Here is a 17524-nt window from a genome sequence, read left to right as displayed (position 1 = left end):
ACGCCGTTGCTGTCGGAGCAGGCGACGCACTTGCCACCGAGCTGGTGGATCTTCTCGATGGTATAGATGGCGACGTTGCCCGAGCCCGAGACGAGGCAGGTCTTGCCGGCGAAGGAGTCCTTGCGGGCCTTGAGCGCCTCGTTGATGAAAAAGGTGGCGCCGTAGCCGGTCGCTTCGGGGCGCACCAGCGAGCCGCCCCACTTGAGTCCCTTGCCGGTCAGAACGCCAGCCTCCCAGCGGTTGGTGATGCGCTTGTACTGGCCGAACATGTAGCCGATCTCGCGGCCACCGACGCCGATGTCACCGGCGGGGACGTCGGTGTGCTCGCCGAGGTGTCGGTAGAGTTCGGTCATGAAGCTCTGGCAGAAGCGCATGATCTCGTCGTCCGATTTCCCCTTGGGGTCGAAGTCCGAGCCGCCCTTGCCGCCGCCGATCGGCATGCCGGTCAGGGAGTTTTTGAAAATCTGCTCGAAGCCGAGGAACTTGATGATGCCGAGATAGACCGAAGGATGGAAGCGCAGGCCGCCCTTGTAGGGACCGAGGGCGCTGTTGAACTCGACGCGGAAGCCGCGGTTGATGTGGACCTGTCCCTTGTCGTCCTGCCAGGGCACCCGGAAGATGATCTGCCGCTCCGGTTCACAGATGCGCTGGATGATCTTGCGCTCCATGTACTCCGGGTGCTTCACCAGCACCGGCCCGAGAGATTCGAGCACCTCCCGCACCGCCTGATGGAACTCCACTTCACCGGGGTTGCGGTTGAGGACTTCCTGGTAAATCGGTTCAATCTTTTCGTCGAGCTTGGTGGTCATGACTTCCTCCTGTGGGGTTAGAATGCAATGGCCAATTGACTGCTTTTTATGCAGACGCCTGTTACACATGTCGGGATGGCCCGCGGCCGCCCAAACAATATCCACTTACCGTGCCAGAGTGGACAAATGTTAATCAGTACTGCCCATCATTTGGACAGTGCTCGTTTTTTTGCCTATACGCAAAACTCTCCGGCCGCCTCCGCGCTGCCGCATCCGAATTTTTTGTGTTCCCTAACTACACACAAGCCTACCCTTTTAACACAAAAAAAGCCCGGCTTGCGCCGGGCGTTCATTCTGCGTTCCACCCTGTCGTCCATACCGGTTCAGGCCCATCTCCACACTTCTGCCGCTGCCTTACCGACGCCCCTCCGCCCCGACCGGAACCCGCCCCCTGTCGTCAGTTCAACGACAGGATCACCTCGACAGCTTGCCGGTAGGCGTCAGCCGCCTCCCGTACGCTGCCGAGCTCTTCGTACATGCGCCCCTTGTAGGTGTAGATTTCGAAATCGAGCCGGTTGATGGCGGCAGCTTCTTCGAACATCTTCAAGGCGGCACCCATGTCCCCCTGCTTGCCATGAGCGTATCCGGCGTAATAGTAGCACGGGGCGTACGCCTCATCCACGGCCAGACTCCGAGCGAACAAGGACTGCCCTTCCACCAGCCTGCCCTCCTGCACCAGCAATATTCCCATCTCGCAGAGGGCGACAGCGTTGCCCGGCTCCTTGGCCAGTGCCTGCTCGTATTCGGTTCTGGCCCGGGCAAGATCACCCCGGCCGGCGTAGACCTTGGCCAGGCCGAGATGCGGCAGGACAAACCCCGGATCCTCGGCAATGGCCTTGCGGAACCAGGTCTCGGCCGCCTCCGCCATTCGTCGCGATTTCAGGGTATTTCTCCCCATATTGTAGTATCGCAGGGCCGTTCTGGTCGGCTGGCGGTCCTGCTTCGGCAAGGCGACGGCGGCGCGTTCCCCCTCCAGTGCCGACGCCACCAGGCCTTTCAATTCCCCGGCGCCGACCAGCGGGTAACCCGAAAGCTCGTACCTGATGTTCCTCTCCCCGTCCAGCAGGACGGTGGAAGGCAGGGCGATCACCCCGAAGTCGTGAAATGTCGCCAGTTGCCGGTCGACCAGGACCGGGAATTCCAGCTTGAGTTCGGCGATCGTGGTCTTGATGGCGGCCATGGCTTCCTCCGACACCGTCTGCCCGTCGGCGTTGATGGCAATGACCGACAGCCCGCGATCGCGGTACTTGTCGTAAAGTTGCTGAAGGTCGCTGAGCGCCTGCGCCGATTTTTTGCTCCAGGTCGACCAGAAGACGACCAGGGTCAGTTTTTCCCCCTTCAACTCGGCGTAGGTCCAGCTCTCGCCGGTCACGCTTGGCAAACGGAAGTCTGGGGCCTCGGCTCCGACCTGGAGTCCCTGCAGGGTGGCGCCGGAAGGGACCATGATGCACAAGCCGAGCCCCGAGAGCAAAAAGGTCAGCACCACCAAATAATGGATCCGGATACGCATGGAGTTCCTCGCTCACATTCCGGGGAAAAACGGCACACTACGGCGGCTACCTGCGGCCCTGGCGATAATGCTCGATTGCTGCCTTGAACTCTGCCATGGCCTTGTCGGGTGCCCCGAGGCGGTCGTAAACCAGGCCGAGCTCATAATGGGCCCGAACCGGGTTGGGATTGTGCTCAAGGGCGCCCTTCAGCAAAGCTTCCGCCGCAGCAAGCTCCCCCTTGCGGGCCAAAGCCGCCCCTTTCCCCGTTCTGGCGTCGGAGGAGCGGGGGTTGAGCCGCAGGGCATGATCGAAGGCCGTGATGGCCGCATCCCAGTCCCCTTCTCCCAGCAATAGCCAGCCCAGGCGGGAATGGGCCGGGGCGTCGCCGCCCGCCTGCGCCAGTTCTGCCCGAAGGGCCTCGATCTCGGCGGACCGTCCCTTTTCAGCGGGTTCCGGGCTGCCTGTCGGCGCGGCCGGCGGCCGGACCGCCTCCGCTCCGGCCGCCCGCGCCGGCTCGAAAAACGCGACTGCCAGCATAAGCAGGAGCCCCGGCGTCAGAGCCTGGATGATTCGAGGTAATTGCATCGTCCGAACGACTCCTTTGGCAACCGGGAAAGCCTCTAGGGCTTGCCCACCGGTTTGTTGCGGTCATATTTCAGCAGTTGGTGACATCCCGGCAGACACTGACCGCCGGTCTCGGTCTTGGTGAAGCCCACCGGCAACTGCCAGCCGCCGAAAGGGACGGCGTCCCGGATATGCCGGGGGTTGTTGGTGGCATGGGCATCATGGCAGGCGCGGCAGGTCCGCCCCTTGTCCGGCTTATTGACGTGGACGGCATGCAGGTTACGGTCACCGTCCCTGAAACCGGTCAGGGTCATGGTTTTCTCTTCGCTGGCCAGAGACTGTTCGTGGCACATGAAGCAGAGCTTGTAGTTGTCCGGATTGTAGCCGGCGTAGAAGGCTTCCGGAAAATACTCGCGCAGCATCCGGAAATTCTTCGAGCCGTGGGCATTGTGGCAGCCGGAGCAGTCCTTCTGCTTGATCGGACCATGGTGGATGACATTGAGGCTCAGCAATTCCTTCATGTTGGCCACCTTGCCGGTCGACTTGGTGTATTCCCGGTCGTGGCAGCCCAGACAGAGGTCGGCCGGCGCCTGGGGAAGCTGCTTGACGTAATCGGAAGCATGGGGATCGTGGCACCTGAGGCACTTCCGTTCGGTGTTCAGCGCACCGTGTCTGACCGTTGCTCCGGCGATTTGTGCAGCCTTCTCCGCATGGCAGGTGTAGCAGAGGTCGCGCGAACCATCCGCCGGCAAATTATACCTGAACGGGCTGCTGTGGGGATTGTGGCAGTTGACGCAGGCTTCCTCGACCGGCGCATGGATGAACTTCCGGGCCTTGATCGCCTCCGCCTTGTCGGAATGGCAGGCGAAACAGACCTCATTCCCCTCGGCCAGAAGCATTCGCGGAAACTCGCTCTGATGAACGTCATGGCAGGTGCTGCAACTTCCCGCGGCCACCGGTCCATGAACGTACTTGCCGCCGGCGAGAGCCCTGTCGTGACAACGGTAGCAGAGGTCGGCCCCAGCCCCTCTCAGCATGAACCTGTTCGGGGACTGGTGCGGGTCATGGCATTGGGTGCACTTGCCTTCCCTGACCGGCTGATGCACGACTTTTTCCGTGTCGAGCCGCTCATGACACTCCAGACAAAGTTTTCCGGCGTCGGCGATCGGCTCGAACTTGTGCTTCCTCGTCTGGATGTGACACAAGATGCAGTCGCCGGAGGCGACCGGACCGTGGACGAATGCCTCCTTGCCAAAATTGGCGTGGCAATTTCTGGCCATGCAGGATTCGGCCGTGGCAGCAAAAAGCAAGCTATGAAAACCCGTTAGAGAGTTCAATAAAACTGCTCCCAGAAATACGGTCATCGCGATGACCACTCCGGATGACCTCCCTGTTTCCTGCATACCACACTCCCGACACTTCTTTTTATTCGTGATCTAAAAGGATCAGCACATCGCTGGAATAAAAATGAGCTCTCAATTATTCATCGGAGAGCGGGATTCGTTACAGACCTGTGCTTCATTTTTAGCTAAACCCGGCCCGAGTTTGCACGGGATGCTCTTAATCCAAAAGAAAAATGAGCATGCTTGTACTCCGACCAAACGCTCGATGTCAATTTTTTTCATCGGCAAGGTCACAGGTAACGCGTTTTCGTTCCAATCATAAAACTAGCTTCCCCAGAATCCGGAGCAAAATTCTGACCGATCATCCAGCTCAACGCCACCGGTCCGCTGCAGGACATTGCCTGCCTGTATCCAAGGGATACAAACATATCAAGGATTTTTGACTATTTAAAGCCTGTGTTCCCCAGTGGTAACACTCCCCCTCCTGTTAATGGTTCCATTGGAAACAATGCCGCGGCTTTTCTGCGATCCCTGCCTGAATAACTTTTTCAAAACAATAACTTAAAGGCATGGCATATGCCTTGCTATGGTTTAGGCTCAGCTAATTTTGAATGCCCTTCCTCCGGCTGAGCCCCTGGATCGAAGAGGGGTGCGGCGGATTTCAGGGAAGGGCTGACCCTGGCCTCTGCAGGGGCTTTTCTGTCGTTCTGTCTTGGGCTGGACGGAGGATGGGATGGGTGATCATTTACGAGCGGACCCATCAGGGTCGCAACATGAATGGCCGGGTACCGTATCAGGCCTTTGATGATGACCTGCCGAAGCCGAAAACCGTAACCGAAGAAGCCGCGTAAACGTCACCCCGCCAGGGGCGGCAGTGTCAGGCGATAACTATCTCTGTACACATAGATTCAGCTGATGACCCCTAAAACTAAAGCATGTAAGCGCTGCACTATGAATTCTGACACTACAATTGTAATAAGATTATTGTGATATGGTTTGTGACAAAAAAATCAGAACAATTCTAATGACAGCGTAACCTTAATTAAACTAAGGACAAATGAGATTACATAGTCATATGACATTTATTGTCAGCGCCATTTGACATATTTTGTTTCAAACTATTATTCCATAACAACAACGATAGAATTATTAAAATCATATTAGTAGGTGAAATCGCCTCGTTATTCGGTATTTTTTCTCTTTTTTTGACGATGGCGCAATAATTGCCACTCCATAAACGTGAAAGAACACAGTGAATTCAACGGCTGGATTTTTATCAGATTTTTATCAGAAACATGGACATTTCAAAAACATCAAACAAACTAAGAGTTGGAGATATTTTAAAGTTTAAGTTTCATAGAGATATATGCCAAGCGGCAGACAATTGAGAATCCTTGTTTTAATAACCGATGCGAATTGGACTGAATCGGCCCTCAACTTCAAGATGGATTATTGATACGGGGTCCGCGCTGCCTTCCCTGGCTACCCGAAGGCAACCCGAAATGCAGCAAGCGGAAAAAAAAGATTTTTCGGGCGGCCCTGGCCAAGGCAACCCCGGCAGGTAAAGGCAAAACAGGGGAAGGCCAATGGTACAGAATGATGAGATGGGTTCCCACTTGCGTCCCATGGGAGGCGGGCCAAGTTCGGGTAAGCAGGTCTCCCGCAAGCACATCCAAAGGAGGAAGAAATGAAAGAGATGGTCAAACGGTTCCTGAAGGACGAAGAAGGTGCGACGATGGTCGAGTACGGGCTGATGGTGGCGTTGATCGCCATCGCGCTGATCGGGACGATCACGTTGCTCAAGGGAGGCCTAGATACCGTGTTTAAGCGTGCGAACACGGAACTCACCAGTGCCAATGGAGGAGGAGGCGGAACCACCCCCCAATAGTGTGCCCCTCAACAATTGATGAGAAGTCTGCCATGGAGGCAATGAGGTGAAGTTTCAAGCAAACGACAATGTTTCCTTTATCGGTCTGCTGGCCGGCCTGTTGGCCGTGGCCGTTGCCGCGTACTTCATGTACGCGGTGCGAATCACCCCAGTCGTCCTCATTGCCTCCGCTTTTTTCTTCTGCATCTGCCTGACCGACATGCTTTTCGCGAAAATCCCGAACCTGTTCAACCTCAGCCTGCTGCTGGCCGGCCTGGGCTACAACCTCTACGCGGCCGGTGGACGGGGCCTGCTCTGGTCTCTGCTCGGCACCCTGGTTGGCCTCGCGCTCTTCATTCTGCCCTATGCCCTTGGCGGCATGGGAGCCGGAGACGTCAAGGCCCTGGCCGCCCTTGGGGCGCTGGCCGGCCCAGCCGGCATCTTCCAGATATTCCTCTACACCGCCCTTTTCGGCGGTTTCCTGGCGATTCTCCATTACTGCTTCACCCACGACTTTCGGCAGAAACTGGCCGCGGCGTTCAACTCCCTGCGGGCATTCATCTATACCAGAGATTTTGACGCTTTCAGACCCGACCCCCAACGTGAACGACAGAGGTTCCCATACGCGGCGGCCATTGCTCTGGGTTTCTTCGCCTTCGTCCATTGGGGCCCCATTGTTTCCCTGCTGCCGCACTCCTGAAATCGACTTGAAGCGATAAGGCGCTTATCGCAAAGGAGGACATTATGAAGAAATACACCACTTTCATTGTTCTGATTCTGGCTGTGGGCCTCGGCATGGCCGCCGTGTTCCTGGTCAACAAGTGGCTCGCCGCGCGCGCCTCGCAGTCGGCCGTTCTGGTCCAGGAATCGATGCCGTTGACCAAAGTCGTCATCGCCGCAGTCGACATGACGCCTGGCACTCGCCTCACCGAGGCCAACCTGACCCTGACCGACTGGCCCAAGGCGACCGTCCCCAAGGGGGCCTTCGAGAGCATCGACGCCCTCAAGGACCGCATCGCGGTGAGCAGGGTTCCGGCCGGTTCGCCGCTGCTGGCCGCCGAACTGGCCGCTCCCGGCTCCGGCGCCGGTCTGGTGGCGATCATCGCCCCCGGCATGCGGGCCATGACCATCCGGGTCGACGAGGTCATCGGCGTCGGCGGCTTCATCCTGCCCAACACCTTCGTCGATGTGATTGGCGTCCAGCAGATCGGCAACGATCCCAATGCCAAAAAGGCGGAAACCCTGCTGAAAAAGATCAAGGTGCTGGCCGTCGCCCAGGAGACCCACAACGAGGACGGCAAGGCCAAACTGGTGCGCACCGTCACCATGGAATTACTTTCGAAGGAGGCCGAGAAACTCGCACTCCAGGTTAACCTCGGCCCCATCCACCTGGTGCTGCGCAACCCGCTGGAAGATGAAGAACCCGTCCCGGCTCCCGCAAAAGTGGCAGCGAAGCGGCCTGCGCCCGCACGCGTGGTCGCTCCGCGGGTGGTGACGCCGCCGACGCCCAAATTCAAAGTGGAAGTGATCCAGGGGGACAAGAAGCCCGAAGCTTACGAGTTCTCCATGAGATAAAAACATTCGTTCGCGCGGAATGAAGTGCAAGAGGGGATCCAAAAAAGTTTCAGATTCGTCAGGCAATTGGCATTTAATTCACATTCACCTGGAGGCTGAAATGAAACGGTTTGCTTTCGGGGCATTGGCCGGCAAGATTGGCCTGGCCGCCATGCTGGTTCTGTTGTGCGGCGTCGCCTGGGCGCAGCAGGAGACGGAGCGGAAGATACTCCCCCTCAAGCTCGGGGGGTCGGAAATCATCGAGATTCAGAAACCGAGCTACAACATGAAGGTGTTGACCTCGGATGAGGAGATCGTGCACGCTCGGGCACTGACCGAGCGCAAGGTCTACGTGCGCGGCCAGAAGCTTGGCTACTGCACCATCACCGTCTGGGACGAAGACAAGAAGGACGTTCGGGCGGTCATCGACGTCACCGTCAGCCTCGACCTGACCGGCCTCAAGGAGCAGATCCGCCAGCTCTTCCCTAACCAGCAGATCGAAGTCTACGGCTCCGAGACCGGCGTCGTCCTGGCAGGTACCGTCTCCGGCCCCGAGGTGATGGAGAAGGTTCTGCGCCTGGCCCAGACCTTCCTGCCCAGGGAAGCCGAAGGCAAAAGTTCCACCGCAGGGGGCACGGGGCGCTCGGGGCATGGAATCACCAACCTGCTGCAGGTCGCCGGCAACCAACAGGTTATGCTCGAGGTCAAGTTCGCCGAGGAGGCTCGCGACAAGAGCAAGGACTGGCAAGCAGCCATCGGTCTCGGCAAGCTCGGCAATGACTTCACGGGCGCCGCCAGCGCTGGCGGTCGCGTCGTCAGCCCACTCAAGATCACCGAAAAAGGACCCTTCCCAGCCGTCATCCCAGGCGGCACGGTCGGCCAAGTGATCGAGGGAACGATCGATGGCCTGATCCAGCAGCCCAGCTCTCTGCTGCTGAACTTCGCCGGCAACGCCGCCAACCTCTTCGTAAACGTCGACAATCTCACCACCGCCATGACTCTGCTCGAAAACGAGGGGCTGGCCCGGGTGCTGGCCGAACCGCGCCTGGTCACCCAGAGCGGACAGGAGGCGAGCTTCCTGGCTGGCGGAGAATTCCCTTATCCGGTTCCCGACGAAGACGGCACCCCCGGCATCGAGTTCAAGGAATTCGGCGTCGCCCTACGCTTCACCCCGGTCATCATGGCCGACGGCAAGATCAGCCTGCGCGTGGCGCCGAGCGTCAGCGAAATCTCCGATGTCAGCCTCATTCCGACCGGCGTCCTGGGCTCGACCTTCCCGGTACCCAACCTCAACACCCGCAAGCTAGAAACCACGGTCCAACTCTACGACGGCCAGACCCTGGCCCTGGCCGGTCTGCTCAAGGACAACCTGCGGGAAGAAGTGTCCAAGATTCCAGGATTGGGAGACCTGCCCATACTCGGCCCCCTTTTCCGCAGCAGCGGCTATCTGCAGGAGAAGACGGATCTGCTCATCGCCGTCACTCCGCACCTGGTCAATCCGGTGGCCGAGGGAGAACTGCGCTTCCCGGGCGAGTTCATGCAGTTGCCGAGCCAGTATGAGTTCTATATTGAAGGACGGCTCGAGGGCCGGCGCTCTGCCGACAACCCGTCAGCCCTGAGCCGGCACGGCTTCCCCCAACCACCGGATGCCGCCGGGAAATCAGGCGGTCTCGAAGGCAAACTGGGGTTCCAGGCGTCCACCAACTGACAAGGAGAAGAAACCATGAACAAGCTGATTTTCGCCCTGATGGCGATTGCTCTCCTCGCTGGCTGCGCCACCTTGGAAGAGGCCTATTACGTCGACCGCGAGTGGGGCCAGGGGCAGCTCGCCTCCTGGGACAAGCAGGTGGCTAACCCCAACTACAAATACGTCGGCCAGGCCCCGACGGGGATGGAGGGGGTCAACGCCGAAGAGGTCATGGGGATATATAACAGGACATTCGCCGAAAAGCCGGCAGAAACGGAAATCTTTGAACTGGGGCTGACCTCCCAAGGGGTCAGATAGCAACCACCAACGACTAAAGAGGACCCGACCAATCGCCGGGATTGAGTACGATTGATGGAAGGGAAACCATGATGAGGATTCGCGAAGAGAACGGCGCTGCCCTGGTCGAATTCGCCTTGATCCTGCCGGTGCTGCTGCTCATTCTGCTGGGCATCATAGAGTTCGGCATCATCCTCTACGACAAGGCGATCATCACCAACGCCAGCCGCGAGATGGCACGGGAAGGAATCGTTTTCACCACGGATGCGAACGATGCCCGGGACACCAGGGTCAAGCAGAAGATTTTCGATTCCTATGGCAGCCTGCCGATCACCTTCGGCAGTGATACTTTGACCCTGTCCGACCTCACCATCGACCGGTCCGACCCGGATTATGTGCGGGCCACAGTGAACTTCAGCTATGATTTCCTTTACCTGCCCATGCCGGTCATCAACCTGAGCACCAGCACGATCATGCGCAGAGAGGTCCCGGGAGTATGAACGACCGGCAGCAAGGGGAGTGCGCCATGGCACCGTTTCGAATCGATCGACTCAAGGACGAAGGCGGAGCCGTCGTCGTCCTGTTCGCCCTGCTCCTCATTGTTTTTCTGAGCGCAGCAGCGCTGGCCGTCGACATCGGCCACCTGGTTGTGGTGAAGAACGAGTTGCAGAATGCCGCCGATGCCGGTGCGCTTGCCGGCGCCGGCCAGCTTTACTTCCGCGCGGACCAACCACCAGTCGCCGAATCCGAAGCAGAGATTGGCTGGGTCAACCCGGGAGCCAACCAGTCCGCCCGCGAGGCCGCCATCAGGAACACCAGCGTCAAGGTCGCCGTTGAGGTGAACAACCTGACGGGCGACAATACCGGCGACGTGCAGAGAGGGCACTGGAGTTTCTGGGAAAGAAAATTCTACCCCCTCGACGAGACAGCGCCCATCGATATCGGCAGTTATACGGAAGACCAACTGGACAGAATGGATGGCCAGGCCGGCAGGCCCGCTTTCATCAACGCCGTCCGAGTCGTCACGCACCGCGAGGGCACACCGGCCCCCTCTTTCTTCGCCCGGCTCCTCGGCTACGAGAATTTCGCCATGCAGGCCGAGGCAGTGGCATATGTCGGCTTTGCAGGTGGATCCTTCGAGGAGAGCGTGTTCGACCAGCCGATCGCCATTTGCGAAGAAAGCATCCTCGACGAAAACGGACTCTATTCCTGCGGCAAGGGGCGCATGATCAACAGCGCCTCCAAGGAAGACTCCAACACCGGCGCCTGGACGAACTTCTCGGTCGGCTGCACGGACAATGTCAACAACAGCGACCTAATGGGGCTCATCAATTATCCGAGTGATTGCGACGGCTCCAACCCCATGAGAATCCCCGGCGGGGTAGGCATTTCGGTCGGCGGCGGGCAGAACGACAACATCTTCTCCGACATCAGAAACTGCGGCGGATTCAACCCGGACCTCGGCCCGATCCGCGATCAGCCCTGGCGGCTTACCCTTCCCGTGGTGGACTGCGTCGAGGGCTCAGACACCATGACCGGCAACATCACCGGTTGCAAAAAAATCATCGGCGCCGTGACTATCGACATCATTCTGATCACCCGCAATTTCCCGCAAAATGAAGAGCAGAAATACACAGACCTTCCGACCAGGATGCAGGACTGGGACGGCTCTTCCCTGACCGGCAAAGCGCGCTGGGACAGTTTCGTCGACCACTTCGACCTGGAGATCTCTCCGGGGATCCCTGCCTATGACCACTATTACGCCAAAACCATCTACGCACTCCCTTCCTGCGAATTCAAGGAACCTCTGGGCGGGACGGGGGGCAGCAATTTCGGAGTGCTGGCTTCCATCCCGGTCCTAGTGAAAGGTTCCATCAACTACCCTTGACGGATAATTGGGGCAAACCAATGGGACAAAACCTCAACATCGTTTTCGAAATTCACGACCTGAGCCTGGCGAAGGAACTCTCCGAGGATCTCAAGAATCTCACGAGCATCACCCTTACCCACAGGGTCAGCGAGCAGGGCGACCGTGGGACGACCGCCTTCAAGGCGCCTCCCGAGATCATCCTGGTGGAGGATCTGCCCGAAGCAAGCGACATCTTCCGCAAGTTGGCCGGCCTGCGCAAGAGTTTCCCGCTGGCGTCGATCTTCGTCATCTCGGCCGACCGGCGGCCTGAACACATCGTCGAGATCATGAAAGCCGGGGCGGCCGAATACTTCGCCACCCCCCTCGACCCCCAGACCCTGCGCGGAGCTATCGAAAAGGTGCGTGAGCAGCGCGGACGACAGGAATCAGCCGCCGCCGGCCCGTGCTACAGTTTCATCAGCAGCAAGGGGGGGTTGGGCGCCACCGTCATCGCCGTCAACGTGGCGACCGCCCTGGCAGAGGGGCGCGGAGCGGCGACGGCCCTGTGCGACATGAGTTTCCAGTCTGGGGATTGCTCGGTGCTGCTTGACCTCGTTCCCGAAACCTCCATTGCCGACGTCTGCCGCAACTTCCACCGCCTTGACGCCTCTTTTCTCAAGGGGGCGATGATCCGCCACGCGACCGGCTTGAACTACCTGGCAGCTCCGGTTAACCCGGATGACTGCGAGGAAATCACCGCAGAGAAAATCGAGCGAATCTGCGCCCTGACTCGGGAAGCCCACCGCTGCGTAATCATCGACTGCCCGTCCATGTCGGTCAGCGAAAGCAACTTCCAGGCTTTGCTGGCTTCGGACAAGGTCTTCATCGTCAGCGACCTGTCGGTGCCGGCGATCCGCAACGCCGCCCGGCTCTTTCAGCACATTCGCAAACTCGGCATTTCTACCCAGAAAATCGAAATCGTCGTCAATCGCTACATCAAGGAAACTCCCCTGTCTCTCGATTCAGCGGAAAAGACCCTCGGCAAGAAGATCTTCTGGCTCTTTCCCAACGACTTCGAGAACGTCATCTCGTCGATCAACCGGGGCATCCCCCTGATCAAGCTCAACCCCAGGAGTCCGCTCACCCGCAACATTGTCGAATTCATCCAGAAACTCCAGCATCCAGCCGCCCATCTGAACTACCGGGGTGTGCGGGGGACCTTCGGCAAAGCCGTCTAGGAGGACGCCGTGATGCTCAAGAACCTTTTCGCCAGGGAATCCCAACCTCCCCAGCAGGTCAGTCCCGTCGATTCCCTCTACAACCAGGACGACTCCTTCTACGCCATCAAGCAGAAGGTCCACCTGCGCATCATCGAGGAGGCCAACCTCGAGGTGCTGCACTCTCTGCCCGCCGCGGCCATCCGTCCCGAAATCTCCGAATTGGTGGAGAAATTCCTGGGCGATGAGAAGGTACTGCTCAATGAGCCGGAAAAACGCGCCATCATCCATGAAATCATCGACGAACTCGTTGGACTTGGCCCGCTCGAACCGCTGATGAAGGACCCGACCATTTCCGACATCCTCTGCAACACCTACCGCAACATCTACGTCGAGCGCCGCGGCATGCTGGAGAAGACCCGCCACCGCTTTGTCAACGATGCCCACATGATGACCATCATCGACCGCATCATTTCGAGGGTGGGCCGCCGCATCGACGAGTCATCACCAATGGTCGATGCCCGACTCCCCGACGGCTCCCGCGTTAATGCCATCATCCCCCCGCTGGCCATCGACGGCCCGATGCTCTCCATCCGGCGCTTCTCCAAAGACCCTTTGAAGGTGCAGGACCTGATCGGCTTCGGCAGCCTCACACCAGCGTTCGCCCAGTTTCTGGAAGGCTGCGTAAAAGCCAAGTTGAACATCATGATCTCGGGCGGCACCGGCACCGGCAAGACAACTATGCTCAACATCCTCTCTGGCTTCATTCCCAACCGCGAGCGCATAGTCACCATCGAGGATGCCGCCGAGCTTCAACTGCAGCAAGAGCATGTGATCCGCTTGGAAACCCGGCCGCCGAGCATCGAGGGGACCGGCATGGTCACCCAGCGCGACCTTGTGCGCAACAGCCTGCGCATGCGCCCCGACCGCATCATCATTGGGGAGGTGCGCGGACCCGAGGCCTTCGACATGTTGCAGGCCATGAACACCGGTCACGAGGGCTCGCTGACCACCATCCACTCCAACTCGCCGCGGGATTCGCTGACCCGTCTAGAGTCGATGATCTTTATGACCGGAGTCGACCTGCCCGAAAGCGCCATGCGCTTCATGGTCTCTTCGGCCCTCGACCTGATTCTGCAGATCGTTCGCTTCTCAGACGGCACCCGCAAGGTGACCGCCATCAGCGAAGTCGCCGGTATGGAAGGCGACGTCATCACCTTGCAGGATATCTTCGTCTTCGAGCGCCGCGGCATCGACAAAAACGGCAACCTTCTCGGGCGCTTCCGCGCTACCGGCATCCGCCCCCATTTTTCCGAAAAACTTCAGGCCGCGGGCATCGAACTCCCCGAATCGCTCTTCGACCCTGACAAGTATTACGAATAGAGGCCATCATGGACCTGCTGATCTTAACCATCTCGATTACTGTCTTTCTCTTCTCCGCTTCGCTCGTCGCCCTGGCCTACCTGCTGTGGGTCGGCCGGTTTGGCGAGAAGAGGACCATCAAAAATCGCCTTCTCTACCTTTCCGCCGGCGGCGGACTCGGCTTGGAGCGGCTCACTGGCTACCGCAACGGTCTGCTGAAAAATGCCAATCCCGTTGAACGCTTCGCCTTCTCCCTCCCGCGCATCCAAAAGCTTGACCGGATGCTGGTCAAGGCGAGGGTTCCTCTGAACGCCACCGCCTTCATCCTCCTCAGCCTGACGCTGGGCGGAATCGGTACGTTGCTCGGCCTCTGGCTGCTGCCCATCAAGTTTACGGCAATAGTGCTGGGCGCTCTGTTTTTCTTCATCCCCTTCCTGATCCTGAGGTGGGCAGAAAAAGCCTCCGACGCCAGGTTCGAGGAACAGCTTCCCGCGGCAACGGATCTGATGGCCCGGGCCTTGCGGGCCGGCCATGCCTTTTCTTCCGCCCTAGAGATGGTAAGCCAGGAGATGGACGAGCCGATCAAGTCCCAGTTCCGGGCCGCCGTCGACGAGATGAAACTCGGCCTGACCTTTAGCGAAGCCCTTGAAAACCTGTGCAATCGGGTCCCCAGCATGGATCTTCGGTTCTTTGCGGTCTCGGTCATCATCCAGAAGGAAACGGGAGGGAACATCGCCGAAATCCTGGACCGGATCGGCGCCCTGATCCGGGAACGGACCCAATTCAGGCGGAATGTCAAAACCCTCACTGCCGAAGGCAGGCTTTCCGGAAACATCCTGATCTCCATCCCGATTATCCTCTTTGTCTACCTCTACTTCATCAACAACGATTACATCGCCCTGCTCTGGACCGACCCGATCGGAACCTACTTTATCTCCGGTGCCATCGTGCTGCAGATCCTCGGCGTATATTTCATCAAGAGGCTCGTGAAAATAGAGATTTAGGGGGCGGCATGGGTACGATAAAAAACTATCTCTATCTTTTTTCAGGGGACCTGGAGTACATCCTGATCCTCGTCCTGACCTTTCTCGCGGTGGTCCTGCTGGTCGGCGGCCTTGCCTACCTCCTCATAAACCGCGACCGGGTCGGCGAGCGGCTCTCCAAGCTGCTGGCGCAGCCAAAATCCGATCAGCTGCTGCAGCCAAAAAAAGCCAGGCTGGTCGAAAAAGATCCGGACGGGCTCGCTGCCAGCATTTCCAGGTCATTACACAAACTCGTGCTGGCCACCCCGGCCGGCGAAACTTCCTCAATCCGCCTCAGGCTGATGCAGGCCGGGATGAGGTCGAAGCAGGCTTTCGCCAATTTTCTTTGCCTCAAGATCGGCGGCGCACTGCTTTTATCCCTGTTCTTCCTGCTGAGTTCGCTGGTTCTGAAGATCACCGTGGAGCGGGTTGGCATCATGATCCTGCTCGCCGTCTTCGGCTTCTTTCTTCCCGACATCGTTCTGTTTCTCAAAATCCAGAAACGCAAAACGGCCTTGGCCAGAGCCTTCCCCGACGCCCTCGATCTAATGGTCGTCTGTGTCGAGGCCGGCCTTGGGTTGGACATGACCTTCAAGCGGGTCGGCGAAGAAATCCGGTCGATCAGCAAAGATCTGAGCGACGAATTCCTGCTCACCAACCTGGAAATACGCTCCGGCCGGCCCCGTGACGAAAGCTTCAAAAACATGTCGGTCCGCACCGGCGTGCCGGAGATCGGCCAACTGATGACCATGATTATCCAGACCAACCGCTTTGGCACCAGCATCGGGAAGGCCCTACGGGTTCATTCAGACTCCATGCGGACCAAAAGACGCCAGACAGCCGAAGAAACGGCAGCCAAAGCGGCAGTCAAACTGCTGTTCCCTTTGGTGTTCTTCATTTTTCCGGCATTGTTTGTCGTTATCCTGGGTCCCGGCGTTATCCAGATCATAAGAATTCTTCTGCCCACCTTGGGCGGGGAGTAAAATTAAATCGAAAGGTTTTCGAACATGCGGCAGGATAATTATTTGGTGTACGTCACTGGTTTGTTGCTTTGCCTGCTATCGAGCGCCTGTACCACCTTGGTTCCCACTAGGCAAATGGACGGCAAGGTGGCAGAACTCAGGAAGGAGCAAGGCAACGATTCGCTGCAGAAGCTGCCTACGGCAGAACTTGTCCGACTCGGCCAGGATCATCTGGCGGCTGGCCGGACAGGCGTAGCTCGGTTGCATTTCGCCGTCGCCCTGGAGAGGGAGCCCTCGTCGACCGAGGCCCTGTTCGGTTTGGGTGAATGTCTGCGGCGCGAGACTGAGACGCAAGGGGCTGTCCAGATCTTCACCTTGGTGGTGAAAAACGACCCCGATCATGTCGGCGCCATGCTCGCCCTGGCAAGAATCTACCGCAGCCAGGGAAACTACGACCTCTCCCTAGAATGGGCCGGCAAGGCCCTCTTCAAGGCCCCTGATGCACCCGAGATCCTGACCGAGATGGCCGTCACCTCCAGTCACATGGGCCGCGACCCGATGGCTGAGCCGATGTTCCGCCAAGTAGCAGAGTTGAAACCGGAACAGGCGTCAAGTCACAACAATCTCGGCTTCAACTACCTGCTGCAGGGCAAGCACGACAAAGCGATCGAGTCCTTCAGCCGGGCCTTGGCCATCGAACCGCGCAACCGCATGCTTCAGAACAACCTGGCAACCGCTTACTTCCTGAACGGCGAGGAAACACGGGCCAAGGAAATTTTTATCAAGACCTTGGGTGAAGCTGCCGCCTGGAACAATTTGGGCTATCTGTACATGACGCAAGGAAAATGGGAGAAAAGCGAGCAGGCGTTGAAGAAGGCGGTTGACCTGAACCCGCAACTCTACATGCGGGCCAGGGAGAACCTGGCACGGCTTGCCGACCTGAGGGAAAAGGCAGGCCGCTAAATCGCGCGGAGAACGGGAAAACTGAAAATAAAGAGGGGAAGAAAAGTGGCGTTGATGCGATACCTGCTGACCTTGTTGCTGATCATCAGTTGCGCGGGGATGGCCGTGGCCGAGATCGTAATGGTCGCGGGCTATAGCGCCGAATTGCGCAATACGCCCTCGGAAACCCAATCGTACATCGTGCTTGAGCTGCCGACATACTATCCCTTGTCGGTTCAGGGCAGCCATGGCAACTACTACCAGGTCAGGGACTATCAGGGAATAACCGGCTGGATCCACAAGGATCAGGTCAACCACAACATGTCCGTAGTGGTGGAAGTCGAACAGGCTCCCGTTCGCCAGGCCCCTGGACCTGACCAGCCGGTCGTTTTCCTCGCCCGCCAGGGAGTGACCTTCAAGGTTCTGGATGAGCGAGGCAGTTGGCTGCAAGTCGTCCACGAAAGCGGCCAGGGCGGCTGGGTTTACAAATCCCTCACCTGGGGCCGATAGGCTTCCGTCGCACGCGCTGGACCCGCCCCCCCGCCCTTCGCGGCGCGCC

Annotated in this window: 17 protein-coding genes; 13 read left to right on the top strand and 4 right to left on the bottom strand. The window is 58.6% G+C overall.

Going from position 1 to position 17524, the window contains the following annotated elements:
* From VD811_10355 to VD811_10340, 4 genes are all read right to left on the bottom strand, one after another.
* On the bottom strand, positions 1 to 809 hold an 809-nt coding region (locus VD811_10355; GenBank protein ID HXV21374.1), incomplete at its 3' end, for a Glu/Leu/Phe/Val dehydrogenase dimerization domain-containing protein.
* A 397-nt stretch (positions 810 to 1206) separates the two neighbouring features.
* A complete protein-coding gene (locus tag VD811_10350; protein HXV21373.1) occupies positions 1207 to 2319 on the bottom strand; it encodes a redoxin domain-containing protein in 1113 nt (370 codons plus the stop codon).
* Positions 2320 to 2365: 46 nt separating this feature from the next.
* Positions 2366 to 2884 (bottom strand): tetratricopeptide repeat protein, encoded by a 519-nt coding sequence (locus VD811_10345; GenBank protein ID HXV21372.1) that lies wholly within the window; start codon positions 2882 to 2884, stop codon positions 2366 to 2368.
* Between the two features lie 35 nt (positions 2885 to 2919).
* Positions 2920 to 4143 carry a cytochrome c3 family protein gene (locus VD811_10340; GenBank protein HXV21371.1) on the bottom strand — a complete coding sequence of 408 codons (1224 nt, stop codon included), beginning with the start codon at positions 4141 to 4143 and terminating at the stop codon, positions 2920 to 2922.
* A 1750-nt stretch (positions 4144 to 5893) separates the two neighbouring features.
* Here VD811_10340 and VD811_10335 point away from each other — a divergent pair.
* The 13 genes from VD811_10335 to VD811_10275 all read left to right on the top strand — a co-directional run bounded on the left by VD811_10335 (position 5894) and on the right by VD811_10275 (position 17475).
* Positions 5894 to 6094: a Flp family type IVb pilin gene (locus VD811_10335; GenBank protein ID HXV21370.1), complete on the top strand. Its 201-nt coding sequence runs from the start codon at positions 5894 to 5896 to the stop codon at positions 6092 to 6094.
* A gap of 46 nt (positions 6095 to 6140) precedes the next feature.
* On the top strand, positions 6141 to 6773 hold the full coding sequence (locus VD811_10330) for a prepilin peptidase (GenBank protein ID HXV21369.1): 633 nt from the start codon (positions 6141 to 6143) through the stop codon (positions 6771 to 6773).
* A gap of 44 nt (positions 6774 to 6817) precedes the next feature.
* Entirely contained in the window at positions 6818 to 7648 is an 831-nt protein-coding gene (cpaB, locus tag VD811_10325; protein HXV21368.1) for a Flp pilus assembly protein CpaB, read from the top strand.
* 100 nt (positions 7649 to 7748) lie between these two features.
* Positions 7749 to 9335, top strand: coding sequence for a type II and III secretion system protein family protein (locus VD811_10320; GenBank protein HXV21367.1), 1587 nt, complete (start codon positions 7749 to 7751; stop codon positions 9333 to 9335).
* Between the two features lie 15 nt (positions 9336 to 9350).
* Entirely contained in the window at positions 9351 to 9632 is a 282-nt protein-coding gene (locus tag VD811_10315) for a hypothetical protein (protein HXV21366.1), read from the top strand.
* Between the two features lie 68 nt (positions 9633 to 9700).
* Positions 9701 to 10111 carry a TadE/TadG family type IV pilus assembly protein gene (locus tag VD811_10310; protein ID HXV21365.1) on the top strand — a complete coding sequence of 137 codons (411 nt, stop codon included), beginning with the start codon at positions 9701 to 9703 and terminating at the stop codon, positions 10109 to 10111.
* Between the two features lie 26 nt (positions 10112 to 10137).
* On the top strand, positions 10138 to 11499 hold the full coding sequence (locus tag VD811_10305; protein HXV21364.1) for a TadG family pilus assembly protein: 1362 nt from the start codon (positions 10138 to 10140) through the stop codon (positions 11497 to 11499).
* 20 nt (positions 11500 to 11519) lie between these two features.
* A complete protein-coding gene (locus VD811_10300; protein ID HXV21363.1) occupies positions 11520 to 12698 on the top strand; it encodes an AAA family ATPase in 1179 nt (392 codons plus the stop codon).
* A 12-nt stretch (positions 12699 to 12710) separates the two neighbouring features.
* The gene (locus tag VD811_10295) at positions 12711 to 14060 is read left to right on the top strand and encodes a CpaF family protein (protein HXV21362.1); all 1350 of its coding nucleotides are present in this window, start codon (positions 12711 to 12713) and stop codon (positions 14058 to 14060) included.
* Positions 14061 to 14068: 8 nt separating this feature from the next.
* Positions 14069 to 15043, top strand: coding sequence for a type II secretion system F family protein (locus tag VD811_10290; protein ID HXV21361.1), 975 nt, complete (start codon positions 14069 to 14071; stop codon positions 15041 to 15043).
* 8 nt (positions 15044 to 15051) lie between these two features.
* Positions 15052 to 16044, top strand: coding sequence for a type II secretion system F family protein (locus VD811_10285; protein HXV21360.1), 993 nt, complete (start codon positions 15052 to 15054; stop codon positions 16042 to 16044).
* A 126-nt stretch (positions 16045 to 16170) separates the two neighbouring features.
* The gene (locus VD811_10280) at positions 16171 to 16986 is read left to right on the top strand and encodes a tetratricopeptide repeat protein (protein ID HXV21359.1); all 816 of its coding nucleotides are present in this window, start codon (positions 16171 to 16173) and stop codon (positions 16984 to 16986) included.
* Positions 16987 to 17040: 54 nt separating this feature from the next.
* Positions 17041 to 17475 carry an SH3 domain-containing protein gene (locus VD811_10275; protein ID HXV21358.1) on the top strand — a complete coding sequence of 145 codons (435 nt, stop codon included), beginning with the start codon at positions 17041 to 17043 and terminating at the stop codon, positions 17473 to 17475.
* The last annotated feature ends 49 nt before the right edge of the window (positions 17476 to 17524 follow it).

The organism is Desulfuromonadales bacterium, from assembly GCA_035620395.1.
Classification (GTDB): Bacteria; Desulfobacterota; Desulfuromonadia; order Desulfuromonadales; family DASPGW01; genus DASPGW01.
Note: the sequence above shows the minus strand (reverse complement) of the source record. Positions and strands in the feature narration are given on the sequence as shown.

Excerpts from the sequence above, each read along its gene's own strand:
- VD811_10350 (HXV21373.1), bottom strand. The coding sequence starts at position 2,319 with ATGCGTATCCGGATCCATTATTTGGTGGTGCTGACCTTTTTGCTCTCG.
- VD811_10345 (HXV21372.1), bottom strand. The coding sequence starts at position 2,884 with ATGCAATTACCTCGAATCATCCAGGCTCTGACGCCGGGGCTCCTGCTT.
- VD811_10340 (HXV21371.1), bottom strand. The coding sequence starts at position 4,143 with ATGGCCAGAAATTGCCACGCCAATTTTGGCAAGGAGGCATTCGTCCAC.
- VD811_10335 (HXV21370.1), top strand. The coding sequence starts at position 5,894 with ATGAAAGAGATGGTCAAACGGTTCCTGAAGGACGAAGAAGGTGCGACG.
- cpaB (HXV21368.1), top strand. The coding sequence starts at position 6,818 with ATGAAGAAATACACCACTTTCATTGTTCTGATTCTGGCTGTGGGCCTC.
- VD811_10320 (HXV21367.1), top strand. The coding sequence starts at position 7,749 with ATGAAACGGTTTGCTTTCGGGGCATTGGCCGGCAAGATTGGCCTGGCC.
- VD811_10315 (HXV21366.1), top strand. The coding sequence starts at position 9,351 with ATGAACAAGCTGATTTTCGCCCTGATGGCGATTGCTCTCCTCGCTGGC.
- VD811_10310 (HXV21365.1), top strand. The coding sequence starts at position 9,701 with ATGATGAGGATTCGCGAAGAGAACGGCGCTGCCCTGGTCGAATTCGCC.
- VD811_10305 (HXV21364.1), top strand. The coding sequence starts at position 10,138 with ATGGCACCGTTTCGAATCGATCGACTCAAGGACGAAGGCGGAGCCGTC.
- VD811_10300 (HXV21363.1), top strand. The coding sequence starts at position 11,520 with ATGGGACAAAACCTCAACATCGTTTTCGAAATTCACGACCTGAGCCTG.
- VD811_10295 (HXV21362.1), top strand. The coding sequence starts at position 12,711 with ATGCTCAAGAACCTTTTCGCCAGGGAATCCCAACCTCCCCAGCAGGTC.
- VD811_10290 (HXV21361.1), top strand. The coding sequence starts at position 14,069 with ATGGACCTGCTGATCTTAACCATCTCGATTACTGTCTTTCTCTTCTCC.
- VD811_10285 (HXV21360.1), top strand. The coding sequence starts at position 15,052 with ATGGGTACGATAAAAAACTATCTCTATCTTTTTTCAGGGGACCTGGAG.
- VD811_10275 (HXV21358.1), top strand. The coding sequence starts at position 17,041 with ATGCGATACCTGCTGACCTTGTTGCTGATCATCAGTTGCGCGGGGATG.